Raw genomic sequence first — 23297 nt, forward strand, 5'->3', positions numbered from 1 at the left:
AGACGGGGGGTATTGGGTGCCGGCAAGTCTCGACAGGGCGCCCGCCTGGGCCGCATGATCGGAGCACAAGAAACGGAGGATCCGCATGCGCATCGCCATCATCGGGCAGCAGGATTTTGGCAAGGCGGCGCTTGAGGCCTTCCTGGCGCGCGGCGATGAGGTGGTGGGGGTGTTCTGCGCGCCGGAGAAGGGCCGCCCCGATCCGCTGCGACTGGCTGGCGAGGCGGCCGGGGTGCCCACCCACCAGTTTCCCAAGCTGAGCGACCCCGAGGCGCTGGAAGCTCTGCGCGGCGCCAAGGCGGATATCGGCGTGATGGCCTATGTCACTCAGTTCGCGCCGGGGGATTTCTGCGCCTTGCCGAAGTTCGGCACCATCCAGTTCCACCCCAGCCTGCTGCCGCTGCATCGCGGTGCGTCGTCGATGAGTTGGTCGATCATCCTGGGTCGGGCGGAGACCGGCTTCAGCATCTTTCGCCCGACCGACGGATTGGACGAGGGCCCGGTGCTGCTGACCCGCGCCGTGCCGATCGAGCCCGAGGACACGCTGGGGTCAGTCTATTTCGGCAAGATTTTCCCGATGGGCGTGGCCGGCCTGATCGAGGCGGCCGACATGGTTCTCGCCGGCAAGGCCCCCGCGATCGCGCAATACGAGCCGGCGGCCGGCTATGAGGGCATCATTCGCGACGCGGAGTCGCGGATCCATTGGGCGAGCCATGTGGACCAGACATTCAACCTGATCCGTGGCCTTAATCCGGCACCCGGGGCGTGGACCACGCATGACGGCAAGAAGCTGTTCCTGTTCGAGAGCGGCAAGCGGATCGCGCGGACCTTCGCGGAGGTGAAGGGCAAGAAGATCGGCCAGGTGGCGGCGCGGTCCGGGACCGGACTGGTGATCCACGGCCAGGGCGGCTTCATCGAGGTGCATCGGGTCCGCTGGGAGGGCGGCAAGAAGATCCCTGCCATAGAGGCCGGGATGGAGGTCGGAACCTTGCTTGGGGGATGAAGCATGGTTTGCGGGCGCAAGCGGGCTTCGGTCCAGTTGGTGGGAAACCGGCCCGCACGAAACATCCGAGATGGAGGTCGGGGCGGGCGGACGCAGCGCAGGCTGCGGGCCGGGCTGACCTGGCGCCGATTCCAACCCGGCCGGCGATGTTCGACTGGAAGGCTATTGGCGCAACTACATCCTTCCATTGCATGGTTTTGCCATTGCATGGTTGTGCTCGTGATCCTTGCGCCCAAACCCGACGTCGGTTTGCCCCTCCATCCGGCAGCCGATCGACCTTGCCAGCCTCTACGTCGATGCACTGCGCGGCTTGGCACCAGGACGCCGCCGAACAGATCGGCATGGGTGTCGATCGGGTAGAGCCAGCCCCATGTGCCGCGGCAGTCCTGGGTCAGCGGTAAACTCGGCTCGACCGATCGTATATTTGATCGCAATCTGCCACAGGCCGGCTGCACTGAGACCGGGTCATTTTCGGGATCCTCGATCAAGCCGCGCGCGATGCGGATAGGCGATCTGGCCGGCCGGCGGCCTATAACGGCGGGTGAGTATTCAGCAGTAACCTCACCGAGGTGCGGCATCGAAAGGTCCTTGATCTCGTCCGCGCCGATCTAGTCGAAGTCATCCGGATTTACTTGGTTTCGTCCAATTTCGACCGTCCGCAAGGCGCCCTTTGAAGCCTGTCCGCGGGCTGCGCCATCAGGCGTCGGGTTTCGCGGGCGGTCATCCATTGCGATGGCATCCAGTGCGGTGGCATCCAGTGCGGTGGCATCCGAATACGGATCGTTCAGGCAACGGGCTACGACACGCGGATGTTTGCCCAGGGGGTCGTTGCCCAGAAAGGCAGCGGCCTGTAGCGTCGGTCCATCATCAGGAAGTCGGAACTCCGTCCGTTCATGCTCGCCCGCTCGCTCCTGGCCGCCGCGGCACTGGCTGCTACGGCACTGGCCGCTACGGCGCTGGCCCCGATTTCGGCCTTCGCCAGCCCGAACGATCTGACGATCGTGACGCGCGATCATTCATTGCAAAATGCGATGCAATCGGCCTACGTCCAGCCATTTACCGCGGTGACCGGGGTGCCGGTCCAGCAGGAAAGCTGGGCCGGCGGCATCGATACCCTGCGCAGCCATGTCAAGGCGACAGACGATCCCTGGGACCTGGTCCTGGTCGATGCCGACGAATTGTCCGCCGGGTGCGGCGACGGACTGTTCGAGAAACTTGATTGGTCGGCGATCGGCGGCAAGGAGCATTACGCCCCTCAGGCGGTCAGCGATTGCGGCCTGGGCGCGGTGATCGTCACCGTCGTCCTGGCCTGGGACAAGGACAAGCTGCCGATCGCGGCGAACTGGTCGGATTTCTGGGACGTGGCGAAATATCCCGGCAAGCGCGGCCTGCGCAAGGGCGTGCGCGGTAACCTCGAAATCGCGCTGATGGCGGACGGTGTCGCGCCGGGCGATGTCTACAAAACGCTGTCCACCACCGACGGTCAGGATCGGGCGTTCCGCAAACTCGATCAACTGAAGCCCTATATCCAGTGGTGGTCGACGGAAACCGAGGCAGCGCACATCCTGGCCTCGGGCGAGGTGCTGATGACCAGCGCGCCGAGTGGCCCGATCGTGGTCATGGCGCGTGAAGAGCACAAGAATTTCGACCTGCAGTTCGCCGCCAGCCTGTACCAGCTGCAAAGTTGGGTGATCATGAAGGGAAGTCCGTCGCTGCACGCGGCGCAGCAGTTTCTCTACTTTACCGGGATGCCGGCGGTGGAAACGCGGCTGTTGCGGCAGAGTGGTGATTCCGGGCTCGCGAAGGGCCTGAATGATGCATTGTCGCCGGAGATGGCCGCGACGTCGCCGGGCAGTGCGGCAAATCTTGACGCCGGGCTGAAACTCGACGCCGGTTTCTGGCACGACAATCTGGCCAAGCTGCGACAGCGGTTCGACGCCTGGCAGGGACACTAATCGGGACCGAGGGCGCACCGCGAACGCTGCTGGAACACAGGGGCGGCGCCCATTTATTGCAATAACGGAAAGTTGCAGCATCAGTATTTTCATCCTAGTGTGGTGCAATCGGCGCTTTGCGCGACGCGATATAGGGTGCGATAATCTTCCGCGATGCGTGTTCTGTACCATCTTCCCTTGTCGCCCTACGCTCGCAAGGTCCGCCTCGTCCTGGCTGAAAAGCGCCTTCCGTTCGAGCTGCGCCTGGAAAAGACCTGGGAACGGCGACCCGACTATCTGGAACTTAACCCGGCCGGCACCGTGCCGACGCTGATCGAGGATAATGGCCTTGTCATTCCGGATTCCGGGGTGATCTGCGAATATATCGACGAGGCCTATCCGGACACCGGCCTGATGGGCCGCACCCTGGCGGAGCGGATCGAGGTTCGCCGCCTGAGCAACTGGTTCGACGGCAAGTTCGCCTCCGAGGTGACGCACAACCTGTACGGCGAGAAATACCTCCGGCGACTGACCCAGCGGGGCAATCCCGATCCGGCGGCGATCCGCACCGGATACACCGCGCTGCGCTATCATCTCGACTATATCGGCTGGCTGGCAGAGACACGTCAGTGGCTTGCCGGCAACGCGTTGTCGATGGCCGATTTCACCGCGGCGGCGCATTTGTCGACCTTGGATTTCATCGGTGAACTGGACTGGTCGGCGTCTCCCGCGGCGCGGGATTGGTACGCCCGGATGAAGTCGCGCCCGAGTTTTCGCGGTGTGCTGTCGGATCGTGTTCCGGGATCGACGCCGCCGGCGCATTACGCCGACCTGGATTTTTAACAACCGGGCCCGGCGCATCGCCCGGGCTGCCGCTGTTACAATAAGTATTACATCGCGCCCGTTGCGTTGCGTTTTCCGCGACCTAGATCAGAGATGCGTTGTCCCACCAATCAGGAGTTCCTACCCATGCTCCATTTCAAATATCTGATCAGGACCGCGGCCGCGCTGGGATTGGCGATCATGCTGTCCGGCTGCGTCGTCTATCCGGCCTGGGGTCCGTATTACCATCCGCGTCACTGGGGCTACTGATCGGGTGAGCGGCGGCGAGCTACGCCGCTCCGGCGGTCGCCCCACCGCGAAGGCGGCGGCGGCCCTGGAGACCACCATCCTGGAGGCCGCCACCGCTTCGTTCCTGGCGGGCGGCTACGCGGCGACGACGATCGAGGCGATCGCGCGGACCTGTCGCGTGGCCAAGCGCACGATCTATGCCCGCTGGACCGGCAAGCCCGCGCTGTTTCGCGCCGTGCTGGAACTGCTGATGGCGAAGTGGTTGGCCGCCTCCGGTGACTGGCCTGAAGCGGACGGTCTTGCGGCGGCGCTGAACGAGGCGGCTGCGCGCATCCTGGCGGTGGCGTTGACGCCGGAGGCGATTGCCTTGAACCGGCTGCTGATCGCGGAAAGCGGGCGGTTTCCGGAACTGCCACTGATGATGCGCCAGGCAGGCGCGGGCGAAGGCGGGGCGCGTGTTGCCGTGCTGCTTGATGCGGCGGTGGCGCGGGGGACGCTGCCAAAGCAGGATACCGTTTTTGCCGCCGAACAGTTCTTCCACCTCGTGCTGGCTGGTCCGCAGCGTCGTGCCCTGGGGTTGGGGCGCCCGCTCGATGAGGATCAGATCCGGATATGGGGCGAATCCGCGGTCGCGCTGTTTCTGTCGGGGGTGAAAACCTGACGGTTGCGGCGAGGACAGGATTGATGATACCGCATGGCCGGCGAGAACGGCGGAGACAGGCGGGTTTATGAAGCTTTTGCTGACCGGCGGGTGCGGATTTATTGGCTCCGCCGTGGTGCGACACCTGCTGCGCCGAACCGGCCACGTGGTGGTCAACGTCGACAAGATGACCTACGCCGCGTCCGAGGATGCGCTGGAGGATGGTTTCGGACATAACCGGCATCTGCTGGTCAAGGCCGACATCGCGGACGCCGCTTCGATGCGGCAGGTGTTCGATACGCATGACCCGGACGCGGTGATGCACCTGGCGGCGGAGAGCCATGTCGACCGCTCGATCGATGGGCCGGCGGACTTCGTGCAAACCAACGTGGTCGGCACCTTCACCCTGTTGGAGGCCGCCCGGCGCCATTACGCCACCCTGGGCGCGGACAGGAAGCCGGGGTTCCGGTTCCATCACGTCTCCACCGACGAGGTGTTCGGCGCGCTGGGCCATGATGATCCGCCGTTCACCGAGACCACGGCGTATGACCCGCGCAGCCCGTACTCGGCGACCAAGGCGGCATCCGACCATTTGGTGCGTGCCTGGAGCCACACCTACGGGCTGCCGACGATCGTTTCCAATACCTGCAACAACTATGGCCCGTGGCAATTTCCCGAGAAGCTGATCCCGCTGGTCACGCTGAACGCGCTGGATGGCAAGCCATTGCCGGTCTATGGCGATGGTTCGAACATGCGGGACTGGCTGTTTGTCGAAGACCATGCCGAGGCGTTGGTTCGTGTGCTGGAAAGCGGGGTTGCGGGGCATACCTACGCGATCGGCGGTCGGCAGCCGCGCACCAACCTGCAGGTGGTGAAAGCGATCTGCGCGCACCTGGACCGCAGGGTTGCCGATCCGGCGGGGCCGCGTGAGAGGCTGATCCGGTTCGTCAGCGACCGGCCCGGTCATGATTTTCGTTATGAAATCGACCCCTCTCGCAGCGAACAGGCGTTGGACTGGAAAGCGCCGCACGATTTCGAACGCGGACTGGCCAGGACGATCGATTGGTATCTGAGCAACCGCGCCTGGTGGGAGGCCTTGCGCGCCGCGAAATATGCCGGTGAAAGGCTTGGCACATCCGACGGCGAGGCGGCCAAGGCGGTACGGGGCGCGACGAGACAGGGCGCGACGAGCGGCAAGAAGGAACCGGTGGCATGAAGGGGATCCTGCTGGCCGGCGGTTCGGGGACTCGGCTGCATCCGATGACCTTGGCGGCTTCGAAGCAGTTGTTGCCGGTCTACGACAAACCGATGGTGTATTATCCGCTGTCGACGCTGATGTTGGCGGGCATCAAGGACATCATGCTGATCTCCACGCCCGAGGATCTGCCTCAGTTCCGACGGCTGCTGGGGGATGGCTCGCGCTTTGGGGTGCGCTTCGCATACGCCCAGCAGCCGAAGCCCGAGGGAATCGCCCAGGCTTTCATGATCGGGCGCGACTGGCTGGCGGGCGATGCCTGCGCGCTGGCGCTTGGTGACAACCTGATCCATGCCGATCACCTTTCCACCCTGTTGCGGGTTGCCGCTGCCAGAGCGGTCGGCGCGACCGTGTTCGCCTATCAGGTGCGCGACCCCGAACGCTATGGCGTGGTGGCGTTCGACGCCGACGGCCGCGCTGTCGAGGTGGTGGAGAAGCCCGCCGCGCCGACCAGCAACTGGGCGATCACCGGGCTGTATTTCTACGATCGGCAGGTCGGCGACATCGCGCCGCGGATCAAGCCGTCGGCGCGCGGCGAGCTGGAGATCACCGACCTCAACCGCATCTACCTGGAGATGGGGAGCCTGCACGTCGAGAAGTTGTCGCGCGGCTGCGCCTGGCTGGATGCCGGCACCTGCGACAGCCTGCTGCAGGCGGCGACGTTCGTGCAGACGATCCAATCGCGCACCGGCATGCTGGTGGGCTGTCCGGAGGAGGTGGCGTTCCGCATGGGATTCATCGACGCCGACCAGCTTCGCCACCATGCCGCCCATCTCGGCAAGACCGAACTGGGGCGCGTGCTGATGGAGTTGGCCGAAGGGGAGATGGCGTGAACGTCGAAGCGCTGGCGATTGCCGATGTCAAGCTGATCACCCCGGCGCGATTCGGCGATCCGCGGGGGTTTTTCTCCGAGACCTGGAACCAGGGCCGGTTCGCCGAGGCGGGCATCGCGGGGCCTTTCATCCAGGACAATCACGCGGTGTCGACCACGGCTGGCGTGTTGCGGGGTCTGCACTGCCAGATCGGTCCGAATGCGCAAGGCAAGCTGGTGCGCTGCGTCAAGGGCGCGATTTACGACGTGGCGGTGGATGCCAGGGCCGGCTCGCCGAGCTTCGGGAAATATGTCGGGGCTGAGATCAGCGCCGAGAACTGGATGCAGATCTGGGTTCCGGCCGGTTTCCTGCATGCCTATTGCACGCTGACCGCGGAGACCGAGGTGATCTACAAGGTCACCGGGGCCTATGACAAAGCGGCTGAACGCGGGGTGATCTGGAACGATCCGGATATCGCCATCGCGTGGCCGGTCGCGGCCGAGGAGGTGATCCTGTCGGACAAGGACAAGATTTTGCCCCGGCTGCGCGATCTGCCGGCGCTGTTTCATGTGTGAACGGGCGCAACAGACCCGGCCGATACTCGTCACCGGGGGCAGCGGCCAGCTTGCCTCGGCGCTTGCCGCGACCGCCGGCGTCCATCGGGTTGGCCGCCCGAGCTTCGACCTGGACCGCGTGGAGACGATCGAGGCGACATTGCGGGACGCCGCCCCGCGCCTGGTGGTCAACGCGGCCGCCTATACCGCGGTGGATGCGGCGGAGACCGACTCGGACGCGGCGTATCGCGCCAACCGCGACGGACCGGCGGTGCTGGCGCGGCTGTGCGCCGAGGCGGACATTCCGCTGATCCACATCTCCACCGATTACGTGTTCGATGGTGCGAAGCCGGAGGCTTACGTCGAAACCGACCCGGTCGCACCGCAGGGGGTTTATGGTGCCAGCAAGCTGGCCGGGGAACAGGCGGTGATCGCATCCGGCGCGAAGGCCATCGTGCTGCGCACCGCTTGGGTCTACGCCGCAACCGGCAAGAACTTCGTTCGCACCATGCTGACGGTGGGCAAGACCCGTCCCCGGCTGAGCGTCGTCGCCGATCAGCATGGCTGCCCGACCACCGCCGCGGACCTTGGCGAGGCCATCCGCGCGGTCGTCGCGCGGGTAGATGCAACAGGGTGGCGGCCGGCGTATCAGGGCATCTTTCACGCCGCCGGTGGGGGTGCCACCACGTGGTTCGGTCTTGCCGTCGCCACCTTCGAGGAAGCCGCCCGGTTCGGCGCCAATGTGCCGGAAGTGGCACCGATCGTAACGTCGGACTGGCCGACGCCGGCGAAGCGTCCGGCCAATTCCCGTCTGGACTGCACCAAGCTGGATACGGTCTTCGGCGTGCGGCTGCCGCACTGGCGCGCCAGCTTGACCCGCACCGTCGAGACGATCTTCGCCACCGCGCCGCCGTGACCGAGACGCGCCGACGCTCGTCTGTTTGAGGCGATTTTGGGATATGATTTCGGGTGGGCATCGCGGCCGCCCGGCGGGCCCGTGCGCGGCGAACCTGTTTCAATTGCCGCGGCGCCGATGCTGCCTGGGGACGAGCAATGCCACGCATCATTGAGATCGTGCTCTTCCTGACGCCGCTGCTGACCTTCGCGGTTTGGCGGCTGGCGTTCCCGTCGCCGACGCCGCCGGCTTGGCTGGTGCGCGGTGCGATCGGTTTTGTCGTGCTGATGGTGGTGGCTCTGATCTGGGTTTGGCACCTCGATGCCGGCGATGCCAATCAGCCCTATGTGCCCGATCGTCTGCATGACGGCCGGGTGGTTCCCGGGCGGGCAGGCTCGGCGTCATGACACCGCCGGCCTTTCTGTCCGATCCGGGGGTTGCGAGGATCTGGGACGCGCTGGCCGGCGCGCGCGTTGTCGGCGGTGCGGTGCGGGATGCGCTGGCAGGCCGGGAAACGGCCGATGTCGATCTGGCGACGCCGGATGAACCGGAGGCCGTGATCGAGGCGCTCGGCGGAGCGGGGATCAAGGTGGTCGCGACCGGCCTGGCGCACGGCACCGTCACCGCGGTGGTGGAGGGTCGCGGATACGAGGTGACCACGCTGCGGCGCGACGTCGCAACCGATGGCCGTCATGCCATCGTCGCCTTCACCGGGGATTGGCGGCAGGACGCGGCGCGGCGGGACTTCAGCATCAACGCCATGTCGATGGCGCGCGACGGAGAGCTGTTCGATTACTTCTCCGGCGAGGCCGACCTGGCGGCCGGACGCATACGATTCGTCGGCGACCCGGCGGCCCGCATCGCGGAGGACTTTCTGCGTGTCCTGCGCTTCTTCCGGTTCTACGCGCGCTTCGGTGCGGCGGCGCCGGACCGGGCAACGCTGGACGCCTTGCGGGGCGGAATTCCGGGCCTCGGCGGATTGTCGATCGAGCGGGTGTGGAGCGAGCTGCGCCGCATCCTGGATGCACCGGACCCATCGGCCGCGCTGCTTCTGATGGATCGGCTGGGTGTATGGGCGGCGGTGGCGCCGGAAGCGGCCGCAGTTGCGCGGCTGGCTGGGCTGCCGGCCAATGCCATCCTGCGACTGGCCGCGATGCTGACCGGCGACCCGTCGGCATTGGCGACGCGGCTGAAACTGTCCAACGAGGACCGCGACCGGTTGGTCCGGTTGCTGGCAACGCCGCGGATTTCCGGTTCGGATGCGGCGCTGCGCAGCCTGCTGGCGGATCACCGAACGGAGGACCTGATCGATCGCACCTGGCTCGACGGCGACGCCGACGCGAGGCGTCGTTTGTCCAGCATGGAGCGTCCGGTGTTTCCGCTGGAGGGACGCGATGTGGTGGCGCTGGGCGTTGCGTCGGGCCCGGCGGTGGGGGCGTTGTTGCGTGACGTCAGACAGTGGTGGCTGGACGGCGGATGCATCGCCGATCGCGTCGCGTGCGGCTCCGAACTTGCGCGCAGGGTTAATCTTGCCAACATGAGCGCAAAGAGGTGACGCACATGCCGGATATCGTAGTCTATACCCAACCGTGGTGCCCGTTCTGCGAACGCGCGATGCATATCCTGTCCACCAAGGGGGTGGAGTTTCGCGAAATCGACGCCCCCAGCGGGTCGAAGGCGCGGGCGGAGGCTCGGCAGCGGTCGGGTGGGCGTAGCTCCGTGCCGCAGATCTTTATCGCCGGGGAGCACATTGGTGGCTGTGACGACATGGTGGCGCTGGATCGTGCCGGAAAACTGAACACTCTGCTGGGATTGGCATGAAAGTGCTGGCACTCCAGCAATGAGAGTGCCAGATTACGTCATGGGTTCGTCATGAGAGTGGGTGTTGGTCGCCGCGTATGATTCACTACCAGTTGCAATGCCGTCAGGCGCATGGGTTTGACGGCTGGTTCAAGGACAGCGCCAGCTTCGAGAAGCAGGCGAAACGCGGCCTGATCGAGTGCCCCGAATGTGGCGGCACCGAGATCGACCGAGCGCTGATGGCGCCGGCGCTGGCGAAGCGCGAAATGGCGCCGGTTGCGGTCGAGGCGCCGGCGGTCAAGGCGCAGCCCCAGGCGGTCGCGCCACCGGAGAAGGTTGCTGGCGGCCGACTGCCGGCGCAGATGCTGGCGGCGTTGCAGCGCATGCGGGCCGAGGTCGAGAAGAATTGCGATTACGTCGGGGCGGATTTTGCCGATCAGGCGCGGGCGATGCATCGCGGCGAGATCGAACCCAGGGGGATTTACGGCGAATCAACCGAGGAACAGGCGGAGGGGCTGGCCGAGGAGGGTGTCGCGGTTGCCAAGATCCCCTGGGTGCCACGCGCCGACGGATAGCGCCTGGGTCACGTCTGGATCAGCGTCACATTTAGCGAAGCGGCCGCTCGGCGCAGATCATTTTCGCGGGTCGCCAGGGCGATGCCTCGCCGCATGGCTAGATCGAGATAGATTGCGTCGTACACCGTAAGCCGGTGGGTCCTGGCCAACCGGATCACCGGCCCCCGGATGTGCGCGGTTTCGTCGTCCGTTTCGATCGGTAGTTCGCCGAGCAAATCGAGCAGTTCCGAACAGCTTTCGGTCGATAGGCGCCTGCGCCGTTCGGCGGTGAGCAGGAGATTGGCGCATTCGGCGTGCCACAGTAGCGGCACCACGACCTGACGATGCGGCAGGCTTCGATGCAGCGCGCGGCTTGCGTCCGTGGCTTCGTCCTGAAAGCACCAGGCGGCGGTGACGGATGCGTCCACGACCACTGGTGTGACGGCTGAGCCGACCGACGGGTGATCTACCATTTCCGCCCAGCATCGCGACTGTCCTTCCAGTCGCCGTCCAGGGTGAGACCGGCAGAGATGTCTTGCATCCGCTGGACGACTGCTTCGATCTGCTCGGGATCGCGTCGGGTCACCGGCACAAGCTGTGCCACGGGGGTGCCGTGCCGGGTGATAGTAAACCGTTCACCTTTGGCCACACGCTCCAACAATGCGGAGAGATGGGTTTTGGCGTCGAAGGCGCCGACCGTGTCCATCAACTAGTCTCCAACCAGTTGATCTCTATAGCCCGGGTTCTTAGGCGATTCAAGGCTGTGCTCGCTGGAATCTTGGCGTTAGCGCGCGATAGCTTTTGGTGGCATCAACCATAAATCACCGCCATAAACACTGACTCTCAGGGCATTATCGGTTCAACCAGAACCGAAAATGCCCTGGGGTTCGCGCGCATTTGGAGGCCGTGCCGATGCCTGGCGGATACGATCTGATCGTTATCGGCGGTGGGCTGGTGGGAGGTGCGATCGCCTGGGGGGCGAGGGCCAGGGGTGCGGCGGTGTTGTTGCTGGATGAAGGCGATATCGCCTATCGGGCGGCGCGGGGCAATTTCGGCTTGGTGTGGGTGCAGGGCAAGGGCGCCGGCATGCCGCCTTACGCACGCTGGACCCGGGAATCGGCGGCGCTGTGGCCGACCCTCGCGGCCGCGCTGGGCGATGCCACCGGCACCGACCTCGGCCTGCATCAGCCTGGCGGCCTGGCGTTCTGCCTGTCCGACCAGGAGTTCGAGGAGCGCGAATTGCTGATCCGCCGCATGCACAACGAAAGCGGCGATATCGGCACCCGCATGCTGACCCGCGAGCAGGTCCGATCCATGGTTCCGGGGCTGGGCGACGCGGTCACCGGGGCGAGCTTCTGCCCGGTCGACGGACACGCCAACCCGCTGCGGTTGCTGAAGGCGCTGCACCAGACGCTGGATTACCGGGCAAACCGCAAGGTCGCGGCCATCGAGGCGCGGCCCAACCAGTTCATCGTCCGGGCCGGGGACGAGACTTATATCGCGCCGCGCATCGTCATCTCGGCTGGTCTGGGAAGCCGGCAACTTGCCGGCATGGTCGGACTGCACATGCCGGTGTCACCAATACAAGGCCAGATCATTGTCACCGAACGGCTGAGGCGGCTGCTCGACTACCCGACCCACCTGCTGCGCCAGACCGACGAGGGCAGCGTGATGCTTGGGGATAGTCAGGAGGATGTCGGCTTCGACACCCGCACGCGGATCGCGGTGCTGAAGCAGATCGCCGATCGCAACACGCGGATTTTTCCGGCGCTGAAGGATGCCTCGATCATCCGCATGTGGGCGGCGCTGCGGGTGATGTCGCCTGACGGCTTGCCGATCTACGAACAGTCGGAGCAGTTTCCGGGGGCCTTCGCCGCGACCTGCCACAGCGGGGTGACGTTGGCGGGGGCGCATGCGCTGGCGCTGGCCCCGGCGATCCTGGATGGCGCGGTTCCGGCGTCGCTGGCGGCCTTCGGCGGCGCCCGCTTCATGCATGGCGCGGCGGCCTGAGAATCATAGCAGCTCGGTGCCGCCGTGGTGTTGCGCGCCGCCGCCGGTTTCCGCGATCGCGCGGGCCAATCGGTCGGTGAGGATTCCGCCTGGATCGGATTGCAGGCCGGGGGCGAGCACGCGGACGACCGGCACGCCGAACCGGGGCCGGGTCAGGTCGAGCGAATAGGCAACGATTCCGCGGATTGCCAGTAATCGCACGATCGCAGTGGTCGGGTCGCCGGACAGTGAAACCGCGGCGCTGGGGGCATCCCGGGGCTGCAGCAGCGGGCAGGCCAGGGGGTTCAGCGCCGCTCGGACGAGTTGGCGCCGGTCGCTGTCGTTCAGCGCCGAGTCCCCTGACTCGCGACGCTTCGCTGCGATCACGTGCAGGCTGAGTTCCGACTGGCACAGTTCGAAGATCGCCGAACCGACGGCGTCGGCCAGGGTTGGCCGGGCGCTGACGCCGAGGGCGAAGCGGTGGCCGTCGGGCGAGGTGGAAAATGCCGCCGCCACCGGAATACCGAGATCGGTGGTGATATCCAGCAGGACCGTCTGGCGGTGGTGTTGTTCGCGGCGCAGTTGCGCCAGCAGGCTGGCGGCTGCATGCCCTGCCCCGCTGTCGGCGGTTATTGCCCGCCCTCGGCGGCCGCCGCGCCACCATAGCGCCACGGCATCTCGCTCGATCAGTTCCAGCACCGCGTGCAGTGTCGCGGCGCCGGGTATGACGCCGGCGGCGCAGCCGGTGCTTAGCTTCAGTGGTGGAACGAAATCAGTGATGGCGCGGCGCAGGCAAAGATCGGCGGGGAACCAGGCCGCGGCAGCGTCGGTTATGCGGTTGACCGGCATCCAGGTGATGGGTTGATCGGCCGGGGTTCCAGCGGCGGCAAGCACGGCTTCGACATAACGGTGCGATACCGGGTCGAGCGTCGCGGCGTAGGCAGCGATCGGGCCAGTTGCCAACGGATCGTCGGGTTGGGCGAACTGGCTCAGATACTCGATGCCTTCGCCGACGCAGGATTCGAAGGCGCGGCGCGGGTCCAGTCCCGAACCGGCAAATCCGCTGACCGCGAGCCCGGCGTTATGGGGGCCGAGGCGGGCGGGATCGGCCTCGGCGCCGAAGAACACCAGACCGGGGGCGTCCGGCACCGGCAAACGGAACAACCGGCGGAACGTCGCGGCGGCGCGCAGCAGTCGAACGCGCGCCGGCGCTGCCTGGGTGTTGGCGTCGTCGTAGCCGAGGGAGGTCAGCAGACCCTGCGCGCCGGCTGGGGTTCGGGAGATACTGTCCGCCGCGGCGTTCAGTTGATCCGACAACAGATTTTCAGGATCGGCCAATGGCTGCCGGTGATTGGTTTCGGATCATGGTTGACGCCCTGTTGTTTGGTTCGGCAAGCTGGGGTCTGGTGTTTTCCGCTTAATCCAAGAATAAGGTGATTTATTACTATGCAAACTCCGATGAAGGTCAACTTCAATGACGAACAGCGGAATTGGGGCCTTTGGGGTCAGCTCGTGGAACTCTGGGTCCGCGAACTGCAACCACGGCCTGAAACGGCCGCCGCCTTGGTCGAACAAATGACCGATCATGGCATCAAAGGTGCCAGCGTCGATGGGCCGCCGGACCTGAAAGTGGCGTTCTATCCGTCGGACCCGGACGATTCGCTCGGCTTCATGCTGCCGACCCGAAGTATGCTCAAGCAAGCCAGAAATACTGTAAGCGCGGGCGAGTTCTATCCGTTGCCGGTGTTCTATGATACGGCTTACACCGGGTCGCGCAAGGCGTTCAGTGTCGATGAAGACATGCTGTTCATCGCCTGCCGCGTCGGTGAATACGTCATCAACCCTGGCCTGTAGTCGGATGGCGGAGTGTCGTGGCGGCCCGCGGTTCGTCGGCACTGTTGGTCAAAAGCCGAGATGAATGCTTGATAATTTCTGGTCGGCAAGTGCGGCGGGCCGGCAAGGGTCACGATCGAATCACGCCCGCCGCCGCAGTCTTGGTTTGGACGAGCCGATCCGGGGATCATTTTGCTGCCCCGGCGCAAATCCAACCATGAGGGAGAGCCAACGTGAGCTTGCAGATGAAAGTAGATTTCGAGGACACAACGAAAAACTGGCAGCTCTGGGGCCAGCTTGTCGAGCTTTGGATCTGCGGTCTGCAACCTCTGCCGAAAGAGGTCAAGGATCTCGTGGCGCAGGCGAAAGCGCATGGCATTCCCAGCGCGTCGGTGCCGGGCGACCAAAATCGAAACGTAAAATTCTATTGGTACGATGAGGCGAAGGAACTCGCGTTCATGCTGCCGACGGAGGCAATGCTGACCGCGGCGCGGGAAAAGATCAAGCCGGGAGAGTATCCGCTGCCGATTTTCTACGATGATGCTTACACCGGGCAACGAGCCAAACTCGACAGCGACCAGGACACGCTGTTCGCCAATTGCCGCGTCGGGGAATACACCATCAACTATTGTGGTTGATTTGGCGGCGGACCGGCTACCAAACCCCGTGTTCGAGCGACGCGGTCGGCAAACCGGCTCCTGCAAGCCCGTCGCGAAGATGCAGCCAATCCTCGCGGCGGCTCATGGGATGGATGTGCAGCTCCCATTTCAGGATCGCCTCCGGCTCGGGCGATTGCGTGCCATACCAGTTCAGCCGGATGCGTTCGAGGAACCGTGCACCCTCGGCCTGTGCCTCGGCGCTGCGCCCCAGCCTGGTCAGGGCCGCGGCGCGCCAGGCCGGTGTGTCCCAGATGACGTCCTGGGACAGATCGGCGGCCCGTATCGCAGCGGCGTAGTCACCCGCCAAGTAATCGACGACGGCCTTGTATGCCCAATGGGTGAGGCTTGGGGCGAGCGTCATATCCATCGCCGCGACGGCGAGGTCCGCGGCGCGGTCGATCCGGCCGCAAAACGCCAGCAGGCTGGCACCCGAGATGGCGTACCAGGAGTCGTTCGGATTCAGCTCATAGCCCACGTCGAGATGCATGATCGCCTGGTCGTGCTGATTGATCATGCTGTGCGACCAGGCCATGCAGCGATGCGCGCGCATGTCGGAAGGGTCGAGCCGAACCGCCTCGCGGGCGTAGGCGAACGCCGCACGATCCCGCGCCGGGATTCTAAATGCACCGGGATGAGCGATGTGTTCCATGTTGTTCAGATCGGCTAACCCTTGATAGGCCGGCGCGAAGGTCGGCGCCTGATTTATGATTTCGGTGAACTGCTGTTTCAGGCCTTGCCAGAGATGTGGGTTGAATGTGCGAACCTGGGTCTGACAGCGCAACCAGCGGTCGTAGAGGCCGAGAGAGACGTCCTGCCGGTCGGAAAAGCGTCGCAGCCGGTCGGCTGAGAGATAGACATTCAGGCCCATGGCGATGCGGCGGACGACGCGGCGCTGATTGATGAACCAGTTCTCCAGCTTCAGCTCGAAATTCTCGCTCCATACGTAGTAGTCGGATTCCAAGTCCTTCAGCGTCACCATCATCTCGAGATCGGGGCCGGCCTGATAAGCTGCCATCTGAACCTGGTAGTGACCCGCGCGTTCAGGCCCTGGCCCCGCTGCCTCCGCCGGCGCGTCGGTGACCCGCCACTCGCGGAACTTGAGCAACGATCCGACCAGGTGCTGGCGAAATTCCAGAACCAGGTGGGCCTTGGCCGGATCGATGTCGCGGATGGCGACCTTTTGCACCGCAAGCCACAACTGCATGTAGGGCGGGGTCATCGGCACAGCGGGAGCCGTTGCGGCGACCGAGGCGGGGGCATTGCTGTGCGCCGGTTCCAAAAGCCCGGTCTTGATATCCGCGACCAGCTTCTGCGTGGCCTCGGCCGGCTCCATGCCGTAGTCTTCGTCCAGCAGGTCCCACAGCGCCTTGTAGACCCGCAGCGCGCCGCCGGTATCGCCGACCATGGCCCGCGCCCGCATCAGGCGGCGGGCGGCGTCCTCGTGCGTCGGGTCCAGGTTCAGGATGGCCTGCGCCAGCTTGCCCTGGGCAGCCAGATCACCGGGCTCCAACGCCAGGGCGTTTTCCAGCGCCCGCAGCAGGCGATCGCGAACGGTATGGCGTTTCGCCAGCAGCCAGGATCGGAATGACGGGTCGAGGTCCTCCAGCCCGGCCATCAAGTCGTCGGCCAGATTTCGCCGTTCCAGCAGCAGCGGATGGACCTGCCCGGCTTCGGCGGCGTTGATCACCGCCGAGACGTCTACCTCGATCGACCGAGGGAGAAAACCGATTTCGCGGACGTCAATGTGCAGTCCGCGCTGCCCGTCCTGCATGGCGACGCGTAGTTCGCGAATATTCTGCCGCAGCGATGCCCGAGCGTGGTCTTCCCCGGACTCACTCCATAACAGGCCGACCAGTCGTTCGCGGGTTTCGGTCAGTGCTTCGTTCAGCGCGATGTAGCCGAGGATGGCCCGCAGCTTGAGGCTTTTGAATCGGAGTTCACGGCCGCCGATATTGAACGAGGTTGGGCCGAACAAGCCCATCCGCAGCACCGTGGCTCCGCCCCCCGGATCCAGACCCGACATTTGTCACCCCCGGCGATATGGAAGCGCGATGCATTCTGTCGGTCAACCCGCCGCGCGCACTGCCGCGCACGTTAAGGTAAGACCTAGTCGGTATTCGCGCAATTTTTGGCATTGCGCGCGCTGATGCGGCGTGGTCGGAAAAGAAAACGCGGCCAAACCCGGGGGCGGCGTGGGGCCTTGGGCCAGACGGCCTCAGTTGGGCGGGTTCAGTTCAGGCGGCGAAGTGCCGCGAACGGATGCGGCTGGGGGTCGTCCTCGGCCGGCGGGATCTCGACGCCCGGCATGCGGGGATAGGGGTCTAGCGCGAGGCCAAGCTGCTCCGCCGCTGCCTCGCCCAGATCGATCAGGTTGCCCTCGAACGGGATTTCGTCGTCCGCCTCGGGGTCGATATCGTCGGATTGCTGCTCTGTCGGGACGAAGCGGACCTGAAAGGTCTCCTGCAAGGGCGCGTCGAAGTCCTCCAGGCTGAGGACACAGGTCTGTGTCACCCGAGCGTGCAGCACGCCGCGGGCGAGGACGATATCGCGCCCTTGGCGGATCAGGTTGAAGGCGCAGGACAATGCCAGCACGGCGGGGAGGTGCATCCGGATGGCGAGTGCCGAACACTCAGTCGGGTTCGCCTCCACGGTCAGGTCCAGCCCGCGCGGTCCGATCTGGTCGAGCGATAGCGGGCGGTGCAGTTCAGGTTTCATCGTGCCGCTTGCTCGGCTGCCAGAAACCGGGCCTCGCCATTCAGCATCGCTTCCAGCGGCAGGGTGGCGAGGCGGGCCGCCTGGGTGGAGGCCAGCCGGACCAGCGCGTCGGCCGATCCGGCCGGAGGCTGTGCGCCGCGCCAGACGTTGCGGGCGAAGGCTGCGGCCAGCGCCGGCGGGTCCTGCCATGCGGCGGCATAGGCGGCGCTTCGGCCGTGAAACGCTTCCCACATCGCGCGGTTGCGCTTGCCGACGGATAGGTCGCCGACGCCCATTTCCCGCAGGTTGATGTCCATGTCGAGGAACATGGCGTCGAACACGCCTTGGGCCAGCGCCGGAGCCGGTTGTGGTTCACCGTCGAGGCGGCGGACGAGCAGATAGACGTACAGCACGATGGCGTCGAACCGCCCGTCGAGCGTATCGGGCACGCCCAGGGCGGCATACAGGAACGGGTCGCGGGCTGCGGCCACGGCGGTTGCGTAGAGCTGGAAGGCGGCGCGTTCCTGCTTGTCGCGTTTGCGAAGAAAACCGGCCAATCGTGCCTCTGTTTGTTGGCTTCGACGAGTGCTGGGTTATAGGTCCGGCGGCCTGTTGACCCGCCCTGGGGCGATGTGTTCATTGACACGGCGCGGGCGGTCGTGACAGGCAGCGCGGGTATAGATCAAGTCCGGCCATCGATCCAACCATCGGGTCAGCGAAAATCGCAGGATGCAGCATTTGCTTACGCCAAGCTTCCCTCGGACGCCGTCGAAGCGGCGGTTTGCTGCGCGGCGCCTGGTGCTGGTCGGTTGCCTGCTGCTGTCGTCGTGTGGCTGGTTGATGCCGTCGCCACAGGTCCGCGGCAACAAGATCGATCCGGACTCGATGAAGGAGTTGACGCCGGGGACCTCGACCAAGGCGGACGTGTCGGCGATCATCGGATCGCCCACCGCGCGCGACACCTTCGACGACGACACGTGGCTGTACATCAGCGAGCTGACCCAGCAGCGGATCGGGCGCACCCTGGGTGAGCTCAAGCAGAACGTCGTGGTGCTGAATTTCGACGACAAGGGCGTGTTGAAGACGATCAAGACGCTGGACAAGGAAGACTCGCTTCCGGTGTCAGTGATTGCTCGGACCACGGCGTCGCCGGGCACCGAGGCGTCTTTCCTGCAGCAGCTTCTAGGCAATATCGGCCGCTTCAATCCGGCGGGCGCCACGGCGCCGGGAACCGCTGCCGGCGGCGGAACGGCCGGCGGGGCGCCCGGAGCGCCGTAGTTGGTTTCTTGCTCACATGGCCCACCGTTCGGCTCTCTGAGCGGGAACTGCGCTCACTAAGGTTGCCACCTAACCGTCACCGGCGGCAGGGGCGGGAAGGCAACGGTCACCGTCGCCGGCGCGCGCAGCCAGAGCGGTGGCGTCACGCTGCCCAACATCACCACCTGACCGGCCTTGAGGCCGCCGAATGCCGCCGCCTCGGCCGACCCGGCCAGCCATGCCAAGCCATTCAGCGGATGCCCTAGCAGATCCGAGGTGATGCCTTCATCGGTGGTGCCGTCGTCGAGCCAGATGCGCCCGCACAGCGCCTCGATCGGCAGCCCGTGCCAATCGATGTCATGGCGATCGCTGATCACCGCCGCGCCATGATACATCTGATCCGCGAGCAGGGTCGGCATGCCGAGCTCGGCCAGATCGCCGTAGCGGTTGTCGACGATCTCTATACCGGCGAAGAAATCGCCGACCGCTGCCAGCGCCTGCGGCAATGAGCACGGGCCGGGCGGCACATCGCGCGCCAGCCGCACCGCGACCTCGCATTCCACGCCAGGCTTGATGAAGTCGTCGAACCGCAGCGTCGCCTGATGCCGATGCAGGTCGGCGTGGCGGATGAAGCCGGCGATCGGGGCGTTGACGCCGAGATAGGCCTGCATCCGCTTGCCGGTGGCGCCGATCTTAAAGCCGACCGGGGGCACCGCGTCCATCAGGGCGGCGAGAGCCGCCTGCACCGCCGACCCCTCGGCCGCACTGGCGGGTGCGATGGCGGCGGGCAGGCGGGTGAGCGGGGTGCGATCCTGCCGGAGCCGCTGCAACAGCCGGGCGGCCGGAAGCGGATCGAACACCGTCAACGCCGGGACAGTTCGTACAACGCCACCGATGCAGCGGCCGACACGTTCAGGCTTTCGACGGCGCCCTTGATGGTCAGCCCGGCGATCTCGTCGCAGGTCTCCCGTGTCAGCCGTCGCAGGCCCTCGCCTTCGGCGCCCAGCACCAGCGCCACGCGGCGGTCGGCGAAGGCGGGGCCGGACAGCGGCGCTCCGGCCGCATCCAGTCCGATGCACCAGACGTTGGCCGCCTTCAGCGCGATGATGGTGCGAGCGATATTGACCGCGCGCAGCAGCGGCATGGTTTCCAACGCCCCGGACGCAGCTTTTGCCAGACCGCCGGTTTCCTCAGGCGCGTTGCGATCCTGGGTGATGACCGCGGCGGCGCCGAACGCTGCCGCCGAACGCAGGATGGCCCCGACATTGCGCGGGTCGGTGACCTGATCCAGCAGGATGATCACGCCGGGTTTATCCAGCACCGATTGCAGGCTTGGGGGGGCCAGCGGATCGGCCAGCAGTGCGGCGCCCTGATGCGCCACGTCGCGACCGAGCAGATGGTCCAGTCGGGCGCGATCGACCCGTTCCGGAGAAACCGCCCAGGGCGGCGGCAAGTGCTTGCCGATCGCCGCCTCGGCTTCCTCGGTCAGTTGCAGGCGTCGCAGCCGACGGTTGGGGTTCGCCAGCGCGGCGGCGACGGCGTGATGGCCATACAGCCATAATGTCCCTTTGGGCGTCCCCTGTGAGGCATCCGGGGTGCCGCGCGGACCATCGTAGTGGCGCTGCGGCGAACGGTGAGAAGTTGCGCCGTGGGTCGCTTTGGGGGGGCGTGGTTCGAATTCGCCGCGCGGCGCGCCGCCATGCAGGCCCAGCTTGCCGGCGCCGTTCTGGTGCGGCCGGTCCCGGTATGAAGCGTCATGGCGTGGTGCGTCGCTGCGTGCCACGTCATGGCGTGGAGCGCCGTGGCGCGTCGCGTCGCGGCCGGGGTTCGCATGGTCGCGATGAACTGTTTCGACGATGTTACCGGGCTGGGTGTTGCCGGTCCTAGATTCAGGCCGGGGTCCGCCGGCGCCGCGGTGTCTGCCGCTATCCTGGGAAGCTTGGCCGCCACCCGGTTGATGGGGTCGAGGCCCATGTCCACCGCCGGGCCCGCGATAAGGGCCGCGATCGGATGGAGGGCGATTCGAGCCGCCTGGACGATTGCCATGAGGAGATTTCATCGTCGGCGTTTATAGCCTTCGATCGGAAGCCTGCACAGGCGCCCTGGCGTTGCCGGCCGAATACGACGATCGCGGCGGCGTGGCCGCACCTATCAGCGAAATGCCTTGGCGATGCGGCCCCAATCCTCGATCGCGGACTCATGGCCTGGGACGATCGGAATGACGAGCTGCGAGAGGCCGCCATCGCGCATGGCCTCGATCCGTTGCTTGATGTCCTGCTCTTGCCCGGTGAAGGTGGTCTGGCGGATCAGTTCGGCGGTGATGAAGCGGTCTTCCTCGGGTTTCACCGCGATGCAGTGTCCGGTATGGTTGAGCAGGTAGCGGGCATCGGCGGGAGCGAATGTGCGCGCCGCCTCGACGTAGCCTTGCAGCACGTCCTTGACACTGTCGGCGACGGGGGAGGTGTTGATCCAGCCCTCCATGTCGAGATCGGCGGCGCGATGCAGCAGCACGGCGGCACGTGGACCGGCTTGCGCGCGGACGCGCGGACTGTCGAGGGTTTCGCCATCGCGCAACACGCAGCCCCAGACCCATGCCGAGGCGTAGAGATCGCCAGCCGGCCGGCCGCTGTCGGTCCAGGTCTTGCGCATTCCGTTCAGAGCCGCGAGCCCGTCATCGACGCCCGACATCACGGTTTTCCATGCCGCGCCGTGGCGCGCGGTCATTTGCCTGCCTTTCGGCCCGAGCGCGGAGATGTGCAGGCGGACCGGGTCCTTTATGTTGATCAGGCCCAGTTCGGGGTTGAGGAATTTCAGCTTTTTGCGCACCCCGGGATCGACCTCGGCCTCGGTGATCTCGCCGTTCAGCAGGGCGTAGACGATGCGGATGTATTCCTCCATGTCGGCGAGCTTCATCGCCCCCAGCCCCATGGCGCGGCGGGCGGAAAATCCGGTGCCGACGCCGAAATCGATGCGTCCTGGCGCCATCGCGTTGAGCGTGGCGAAACCGCAGGCGGTGACGGCCGGGATGCGGTTGGTCGGCACCAATACTCCGGTGCCGAGGTGGATGCGGGAGGTTTTCACTGCCGCCGCGCCCATCGCCACGAACGGGTCGGCCACCAGCATCTGGGTGTCGTAGAACCAGGCATGGGAGAAGCCGAGTTCCTCGGCGCGCTGTGCCACCTTCCAGCTATCGCCGGCGGTTGGAATGCCGATACCGAATTCCATGGCGCCCATCCCACTGTTGTTTGAGCGGTAGCGTATCGTGGGCGGCGCCGGGGTCAAGGCAAGCAATCGGTGAGTGTTGGAGTTCGAGCGCAGCAACATTTTCTCTGCCCGAGCCCGGGTTGGCAAATCATAGGGGACGTCATCGGCCGTGGCAGCACTTCGGATATCAATCGGGATTTACGGGGCGACTGTTGGTCCTCCTCCTCAATGGCTTGTAGCCTTTGCTGATCTCCGATAGTATTGCGCTCAACTTGCGTTGAGCTTCCGGCAAACAAACACCGCATCTATCAGCGGATTTTCCAAGCCTTCAGAGGCGGGGTCTGTAGTACCGGCGATCCCTATCAGCCAGCGAAATAGGCTAGGACTTCAACCGAGAGGTCATCGTTCGAGTGTACGCCTCGGAGGCTTGATCAAAAAGGTCACAGTAGACATGAAGCACTTAGCGACAGCGGCCTTGTTCGCCCTTGCCTCGATTCTCTGGCTGCCCGGTTTGGCCCAAGCGAAGGGCGCCGCCATTGGCGCGCAGATCGATGCAAAGGCAGTGGTCGAGAGCATCGATCAGTCCACCCGGACCGTTCTGTTGCGTGAAGAGAACGGGGATCTCGAAACGATAACGGTCAGCCCAGAGGTGCGGAACCTTGCCCAGGTCAAGGCTGGTGATCGCGTCTTGACGCGCATCCGATTGGGTGTCGTGGCCGAGATGGCGCCGTCAGACGGATCGGGGGAGCCGGTGGCAAAGACCGATGTCGCCGGACGCGCGCAACCGGGTGAAAAACCCGGCACGTTTGTCAGGTCGGCAGTACGCGTCCGCGTCACCTTCGACAGCTACGATCCCAAGACCAGGACCGTTGACTTCACCTTGCCATCGGGCGATCAGCGGACCACCGTGCTGCGGACCAAGCCGATGCAAGACTTCGCGGCCGATCTAAAGAACGGAGACAAAGTCGACGTGACGTTTCGACGCTCGGTCGCCGTAGCGGTTCTCCCCGCAGGGTAACGCCCTCAACAAAGGGCCGGATCCATCAGCATTTCGATGCTGTCTGCGCACGGTTCCACACAATGGAATCCGACCCACGGTGCAGCAAGAATAACCCGACCAGGCGGACTGTCATCAGGGGTGGC

Annotated in this window: 27 protein-coding genes; 18 read left to right on the forward strand and 9 right to left on the reverse strand. The window is 65.4% G+C overall.

The window, feature by feature from the left end; translation table 11 throughout:
• Positions 1-85: 85 nt before the first annotated feature.
• From ACQY4Y_RS04395 to ACQY4Y_RS04455, 13 genes are all read left to right on the forward strand, one after another.
• On the forward strand, positions 86-1003 hold the full coding sequence (locus ACQY4Y_RS04395; protein WP_428489339.1) for a methionyl-tRNA formyltransferase: 918 nt from the start codon (positions 86-88) through the stop codon (positions 1001-1003).
• 893 nt (positions 1004-1896) lie between these two features.
• The gene (locus ACQY4Y_RS04400; RefSeq protein ID WP_428489340.1) at positions 1897-2958 is read left to right on the forward strand and encodes an extracellular solute-binding protein; all 1062 of its coding nucleotides are present in this window, start codon (positions 1897-1899) and stop codon (positions 2956-2958) included.
• 153 nt (positions 2959-3111) lie between these two features.
• The gene (locus ACQY4Y_RS04405) at positions 3112-3780 is read left to right on the forward strand and encodes a glutathione S-transferase family protein (RefSeq protein ID WP_428489341.1); all 669 of its coding nucleotides are present in this window, start codon (positions 3112-3114) and stop codon (positions 3778-3780) included.
• Between the two features lie 126 nt (positions 3781-3906).
• Entirely contained in the window at positions 3907-4029 is a 123-nt protein-coding gene (locus tag ACQY4Y_RS04410; protein ID WP_428489342.1) for a hypothetical protein, read from the forward strand.
• A 4-nt stretch (positions 4030-4033) separates the two neighbouring features.
• On the forward strand, positions 4034-4669 hold the full coding sequence (locus ACQY4Y_RS04415; protein WP_428489343.1) for a TetR/AcrR family transcriptional regulator: 636 nt from the start codon (positions 4034-4036) through the stop codon (positions 4667-4669).
• Between the two features lie 67 nt (positions 4670-4736).
• The gene (gene rfbB, locus ACQY4Y_RS04420) at positions 4737-5864 is read left to right on the forward strand and encodes a dTDP-glucose 4,6-dehydratase (RefSeq protein ID WP_428489344.1); all 1128 of its coding nucleotides are present in this window, start codon (positions 4737-4739) and stop codon (positions 5862-5864) included.
• A complete protein-coding gene (gene rfbA, locus ACQY4Y_RS04425; RefSeq protein WP_428489345.1) occupies positions 5861-6736 on the forward strand; it encodes a glucose-1-phosphate thymidylyltransferase RfbA in 876 nt (291 codons plus the stop codon). The genes rfbB and rfbA overlap by 4 nt, the downstream gene beginning before the upstream one ends.
• A complete protein-coding gene (rfbC, locus tag ACQY4Y_RS04430) occupies positions 6733-7290 on the forward strand; it encodes a dTDP-4-dehydrorhamnose 3,5-epimerase (protein ID WP_428489346.1) in 558 nt (185 codons plus the stop codon). The genes rfbA and rfbC overlap by 4 nt, the downstream gene beginning before the upstream one ends.
• Positions 7283-8185 carry a dTDP-4-dehydrorhamnose reductase gene (gene rfbD, locus ACQY4Y_RS04435; protein WP_428489347.1) on the forward strand — a complete coding sequence of 301 codons (903 nt, stop codon included), beginning with the start codon at positions 7283-7285 and terminating at the stop codon, positions 8183-8185. Before rfbC ends, rfbD begins: the two co-directional genes overlap by 8 nt.
• A gap of 137 nt (positions 8186-8322) precedes the next feature.
• Positions 8323-8571, forward strand: coding sequence for a DUF6111 family protein (locus tag ACQY4Y_RS04440; protein WP_428489348.1), 249 nt, complete (start codon positions 8323-8325; stop codon positions 8569-8571).
• On the forward strand, positions 8568-9719 hold the full coding sequence (locus tag ACQY4Y_RS04445) for a CCA tRNA nucleotidyltransferase (RefSeq protein WP_428489349.1): 1152 nt from the start codon (positions 8568-8570) through the stop codon (positions 9717-9719). The genes ACQY4Y_RS04440 and ACQY4Y_RS04445 overlap by 4 nt, the downstream gene beginning before the upstream one ends.
• Before the next feature lie 5 nt (positions 9720-9724).
• On the forward strand, positions 9725-9985 hold the full coding sequence (gene grxC / locus ACQY4Y_RS04450; RefSeq protein WP_428489350.1) for a glutaredoxin 3: 261 nt from the start codon (positions 9725-9727) through the stop codon (positions 9983-9985).
• 77 nt (positions 9986-10062) lie between these two features.
• Positions 10063-10539 carry a DUF1178 family protein gene (locus ACQY4Y_RS04455; protein WP_428489351.1) on the forward strand — a complete coding sequence of 159 codons (477 nt, stop codon included), beginning with the start codon at positions 10063-10065 and terminating at the stop codon, positions 10537-10539.
• Positions 10540-10547: 8 nt separating this feature from the next.
• On the opposite strand, the gene ACQY4Y_RS04460 is transcribed toward ACQY4Y_RS04455, so the two are convergent.
• Together ACQY4Y_RS04460 and ACQY4Y_RS04465 are read right to left on the reverse strand one after the other, a co-directional pair.
• A complete protein-coding gene (locus ACQY4Y_RS04460; RefSeq protein ID WP_428489352.1) occupies positions 10548-10991 on the reverse strand; it encodes a type II toxin-antitoxin system VapC family toxin in 444 nt (147 codons plus the stop codon).
• Positions 10985-11224, reverse strand: a complete 240-nt coding sequence (locus ACQY4Y_RS04465) for a type II toxin-antitoxin system Phd/YefM family antitoxin (RefSeq protein ID WP_428489353.1) — start codon at positions 11222-11224, stop codon at positions 10985-10987. Before ACQY4Y_RS04465 ends, ACQY4Y_RS04460 begins: the two co-directional genes overlap by 7 nt.
• A gap of 206 nt (positions 11225-11430) precedes the next feature.
• Here ACQY4Y_RS04465 and ACQY4Y_RS04470 point away from each other — a divergent pair, with 206 nt between their 5' ends.
• Entirely contained in the window at positions 11431-12528 is a 1098-nt protein-coding gene (locus ACQY4Y_RS04470; RefSeq protein WP_428489354.1) for an NAD(P)/FAD-dependent oxidoreductase, read from the forward strand.
• A 3-nt stretch (positions 12529-12531) separates the two neighbouring features.
• On the opposite strand, the gene ACQY4Y_RS04475 is transcribed toward ACQY4Y_RS04470, so the two are convergent.
• On the reverse strand, positions 12532-13824 hold the full coding sequence (locus ACQY4Y_RS04475) for a YcaO-like family protein (protein ID WP_428489355.1): 1293 nt from the start codon (positions 13822-13824) through the stop codon (positions 12532-12534).
• A 129-nt stretch (positions 13825-13953) separates the two neighbouring features.
• Between ACQY4Y_RS04475 and ACQY4Y_RS04480 the strand changes: the two genes are divergently transcribed.
• Both ACQY4Y_RS04480 and ACQY4Y_RS04485 read left to right on the forward strand, forming a co-directional pair.
• Complete coding sequence (locus ACQY4Y_RS04480; RefSeq protein ID WP_428489356.1) at positions 13954-14361, forward strand: hypothetical protein; 408 nt, start codon at positions 13954-13956, stop codon at positions 14359-14361.
• Positions 14362-14573: 212 nt separating this feature from the next.
• Positions 14574-14978 carry a hypothetical protein gene (locus ACQY4Y_RS04485; protein WP_428489357.1) on the forward strand — a complete coding sequence of 135 codons (405 nt, stop codon included), beginning with the start codon at positions 14574-14576 and terminating at the stop codon, positions 14976-14978.
• Positions 14979-14994: 16 nt separating this feature from the next.
• Here ACQY4Y_RS04485 and ACQY4Y_RS04490 read toward each other — a convergent pair whose 3' ends face one another.
• The 3 genes from ACQY4Y_RS04490 to ACQY4Y_RS04500 all read right to left on the reverse strand — a co-directional run bounded on the left by ACQY4Y_RS04490 (position 14995) and on the right by ACQY4Y_RS04500 (position 18250).
• Positions 14995-17022, reverse strand: a complete 2028-nt coding sequence (locus ACQY4Y_RS04490) for a BTAD domain-containing putative transcriptional regulator (protein ID WP_428489358.1) — start codon at positions 17020-17022, stop codon at positions 14995-14997.
• Between the two features lie 206 nt (positions 17023-17228).
• A complete protein-coding gene (locus tag ACQY4Y_RS04495; RefSeq protein ID WP_428489359.1) occupies positions 17229-17714 on the reverse strand; it encodes a YceD family protein in 486 nt (161 codons plus the stop codon).
• Complete coding sequence (locus ACQY4Y_RS04500) at positions 17711-18250, reverse strand: ubiquinol-cytochrome C chaperone family protein (RefSeq protein ID WP_428489360.1); 540 nt, start codon at positions 18248-18250, stop codon at positions 17711-17713. The genes ACQY4Y_RS04495 and ACQY4Y_RS04500 overlap by 4 nt, the downstream gene beginning before the upstream one ends.
• A 172-nt stretch (positions 18251-18422) precedes the next feature.
• Between ACQY4Y_RS04500 and ACQY4Y_RS04505 the strand changes: the two genes are divergently transcribed.
• On the forward strand, positions 18423-18971 hold the full coding sequence (locus tag ACQY4Y_RS04505; protein ID WP_428489361.1) for an outer membrane protein assembly factor BamE: 549 nt from the start codon (positions 18423-18425) through the stop codon (positions 18969-18971).
• A gap of 56 nt (positions 18972-19027) precedes the next feature.
• On the opposite strand, the gene ACQY4Y_RS04510 is transcribed toward ACQY4Y_RS04505, so the two are convergent.
• The 3 genes from ACQY4Y_RS04510 to ACQY4Y_RS04520 all read right to left on the reverse strand — a co-directional run bounded on the left by ACQY4Y_RS04510 (position 19028) and on the right by ACQY4Y_RS04520 (position 22175).
• Positions 19028-19810, reverse strand: coding sequence for a 2-keto-4-pentenoate hydratase (locus ACQY4Y_RS04510; protein ID WP_428489362.1), 783 nt, complete (start codon positions 19808-19810; stop codon positions 19028-19030).
• Between the two features lie 2 nt (positions 19811-19812).
• Positions 19813-20655, reverse strand: coding sequence for a TrmH family RNA methyltransferase (locus ACQY4Y_RS04515; protein WP_428490732.1), 843 nt, complete (start codon positions 20653-20655; stop codon positions 19813-19815).
• A 446-nt stretch (positions 20656-21101) separates the two neighbouring features.
• Positions 21102-22175: an LLM class flavin-dependent oxidoreductase gene (locus ACQY4Y_RS04520; protein ID WP_428489363.1), complete on the reverse strand. Its 1074-nt coding sequence runs from the start codon at positions 22173-22175 to the stop codon at positions 21102-21104.
• 406 nt (positions 22176-22581) lie between these two features.
• On the opposite strand from ACQY4Y_RS04520, the gene ACQY4Y_RS04525 reads away from it, so the two are divergent.
• Positions 22582-23172 (forward strand): hypothetical protein, encoded by a 591-nt coding sequence (locus tag ACQY4Y_RS04525; RefSeq protein ID WP_428489364.1) that lies wholly within the window; start codon positions 22582-22584, stop codon positions 23170-23172.
• Positions 23173-23297 lie beyond the last annotated feature (125 nt).

It is taken from the genome of Rhodopila sp. (assembly GCF_965277165.1).
Taxonomy (GTDB): domain Bacteria; phylum Pseudomonadota; class Alphaproteobacteria; order Acetobacterales; family Acetobacteraceae; genus Rhodopila.

What these genes read in the sequence shown, in the direction of transcription:
- rfbB (WP_428489344.1), top strand. Translation starts at nt 4,737, where the DNA reads ATGAAGCTTTTGCTGACCGGCGGGTGCGGATTTATTGGCTCCGCCGTG.
- ACQY4Y_RS04460 (WP_428489352.1), bottom strand. Translation starts at nt 10,991, where the DNA reads ATGGTAGATCACCCGTCGGTCGGCTCAGCCGTCACACCAGTGGTCGTG.
- ACQY4Y_RS04480 (WP_428489356.1), top strand. Translation starts at nt 13,954, where the DNA reads ATGCAAACTCCGATGAAGGTCAACTTCAATGACGAACAGCGGAATTGG.
- ACQY4Y_RS04505 (WP_428489361.1), top strand. Translation starts at nt 18,423, where the DNA reads ATGCAGCATTTGCTTACGCCAAGCTTCCCTCGGACGCCGTCGAAGCGG.
- rfbD (WP_428489347.1), top strand. Translation starts at nt 7,283, where the DNA reads ATGTGTGAACGGGCGCAACAGACCCGGCCGATACTCGTCACCGGGGGC.
- ACQY4Y_RS04395 (WP_428489339.1), top strand. Translation starts at nt 86, where the DNA reads ATGCGCATCGCCATCATCGGGCAGCAGGATTTTGGCAAGGCGGCGCTT.
- ACQY4Y_RS04400 (WP_428489340.1), top strand. Translation starts at nt 1,897, where the DNA reads ATGCTCGCCCGCTCGCTCCTGGCCGCCGCGGCACTGGCTGCTACGGCA.
- ACQY4Y_RS04405 (WP_428489341.1), top strand. Translation starts at nt 3,112, where the DNA reads ATGCGTGTTCTGTACCATCTTCCCTTGTCGCCCTACGCTCGCAAGGTC.
- ACQY4Y_RS04410 (WP_428489342.1), top strand. Translation starts at nt 3,907, where the DNA reads ATGCTCCATTTCAAATATCTGATCAGGACCGCGGCCGCGCTGGGATTG.
- ACQY4Y_RS04455 (WP_428489351.1), top strand. Translation starts at nt 10,063, where the DNA reads ATGATTCACTACCAGTTGCAATGCCGTCAGGCGCATGGGTTTGACGGC.
- ACQY4Y_RS04490 (WP_428489358.1), bottom strand. Translation starts at nt 17,022, where the DNA reads ATGTCGGGTCTGGATCCGGGGGGCGGAGCCACGGTGCTGCGGATGGGC.
- ACQY4Y_RS04465 (WP_428489353.1), bottom strand. Translation starts at nt 11,224, where the DNA reads ATGGACACGGTCGGCGCCTTCGACGCCAAAACCCATCTCTCCGCATTG.
- ACQY4Y_RS04520 (WP_428489363.1), bottom strand. Translation starts at nt 22,175, where the DNA reads ATGGAATTCGGTATCGGCATTCCAACCGCCGGCGATAGCTGGAAGGTG.
- grxC (WP_428489350.1), top strand. Translation starts at nt 9,725, where the DNA reads ATGCCGGATATCGTAGTCTATACCCAACCGTGGTGCCCGTTCTGCGAA.
- rfbA (WP_428489345.1), top strand. Translation starts at nt 5,861, where the DNA reads ATGAAGGGGATCCTGCTGGCCGGCGGTTCGGGGACTCGGCTGCATCCG.
- ACQY4Y_RS04440 (WP_428489348.1), top strand. Translation starts at nt 8,323, where the DNA reads ATGCCACGCATCATTGAGATCGTGCTCTTCCTGACGCCGCTGCTGACC.
- ACQY4Y_RS04495 (WP_428489359.1), bottom strand. Translation starts at nt 17,714, where the DNA reads ATGAAACCTGAACTGCACCGCCCGCTATCGCTCGACCAGATCGGACCG.
- ACQY4Y_RS04445 (WP_428489349.1), top strand. Translation starts at nt 8,568, where the DNA reads ATGACACCGCCGGCCTTTCTGTCCGATCCGGGGGTTGCGAGGATCTGG.
- ACQY4Y_RS04470 (WP_428489354.1), top strand. Translation starts at nt 11,431, where the DNA reads ATGCCTGGCGGATACGATCTGATCGTTATCGGCGGTGGGCTGGTGGGA.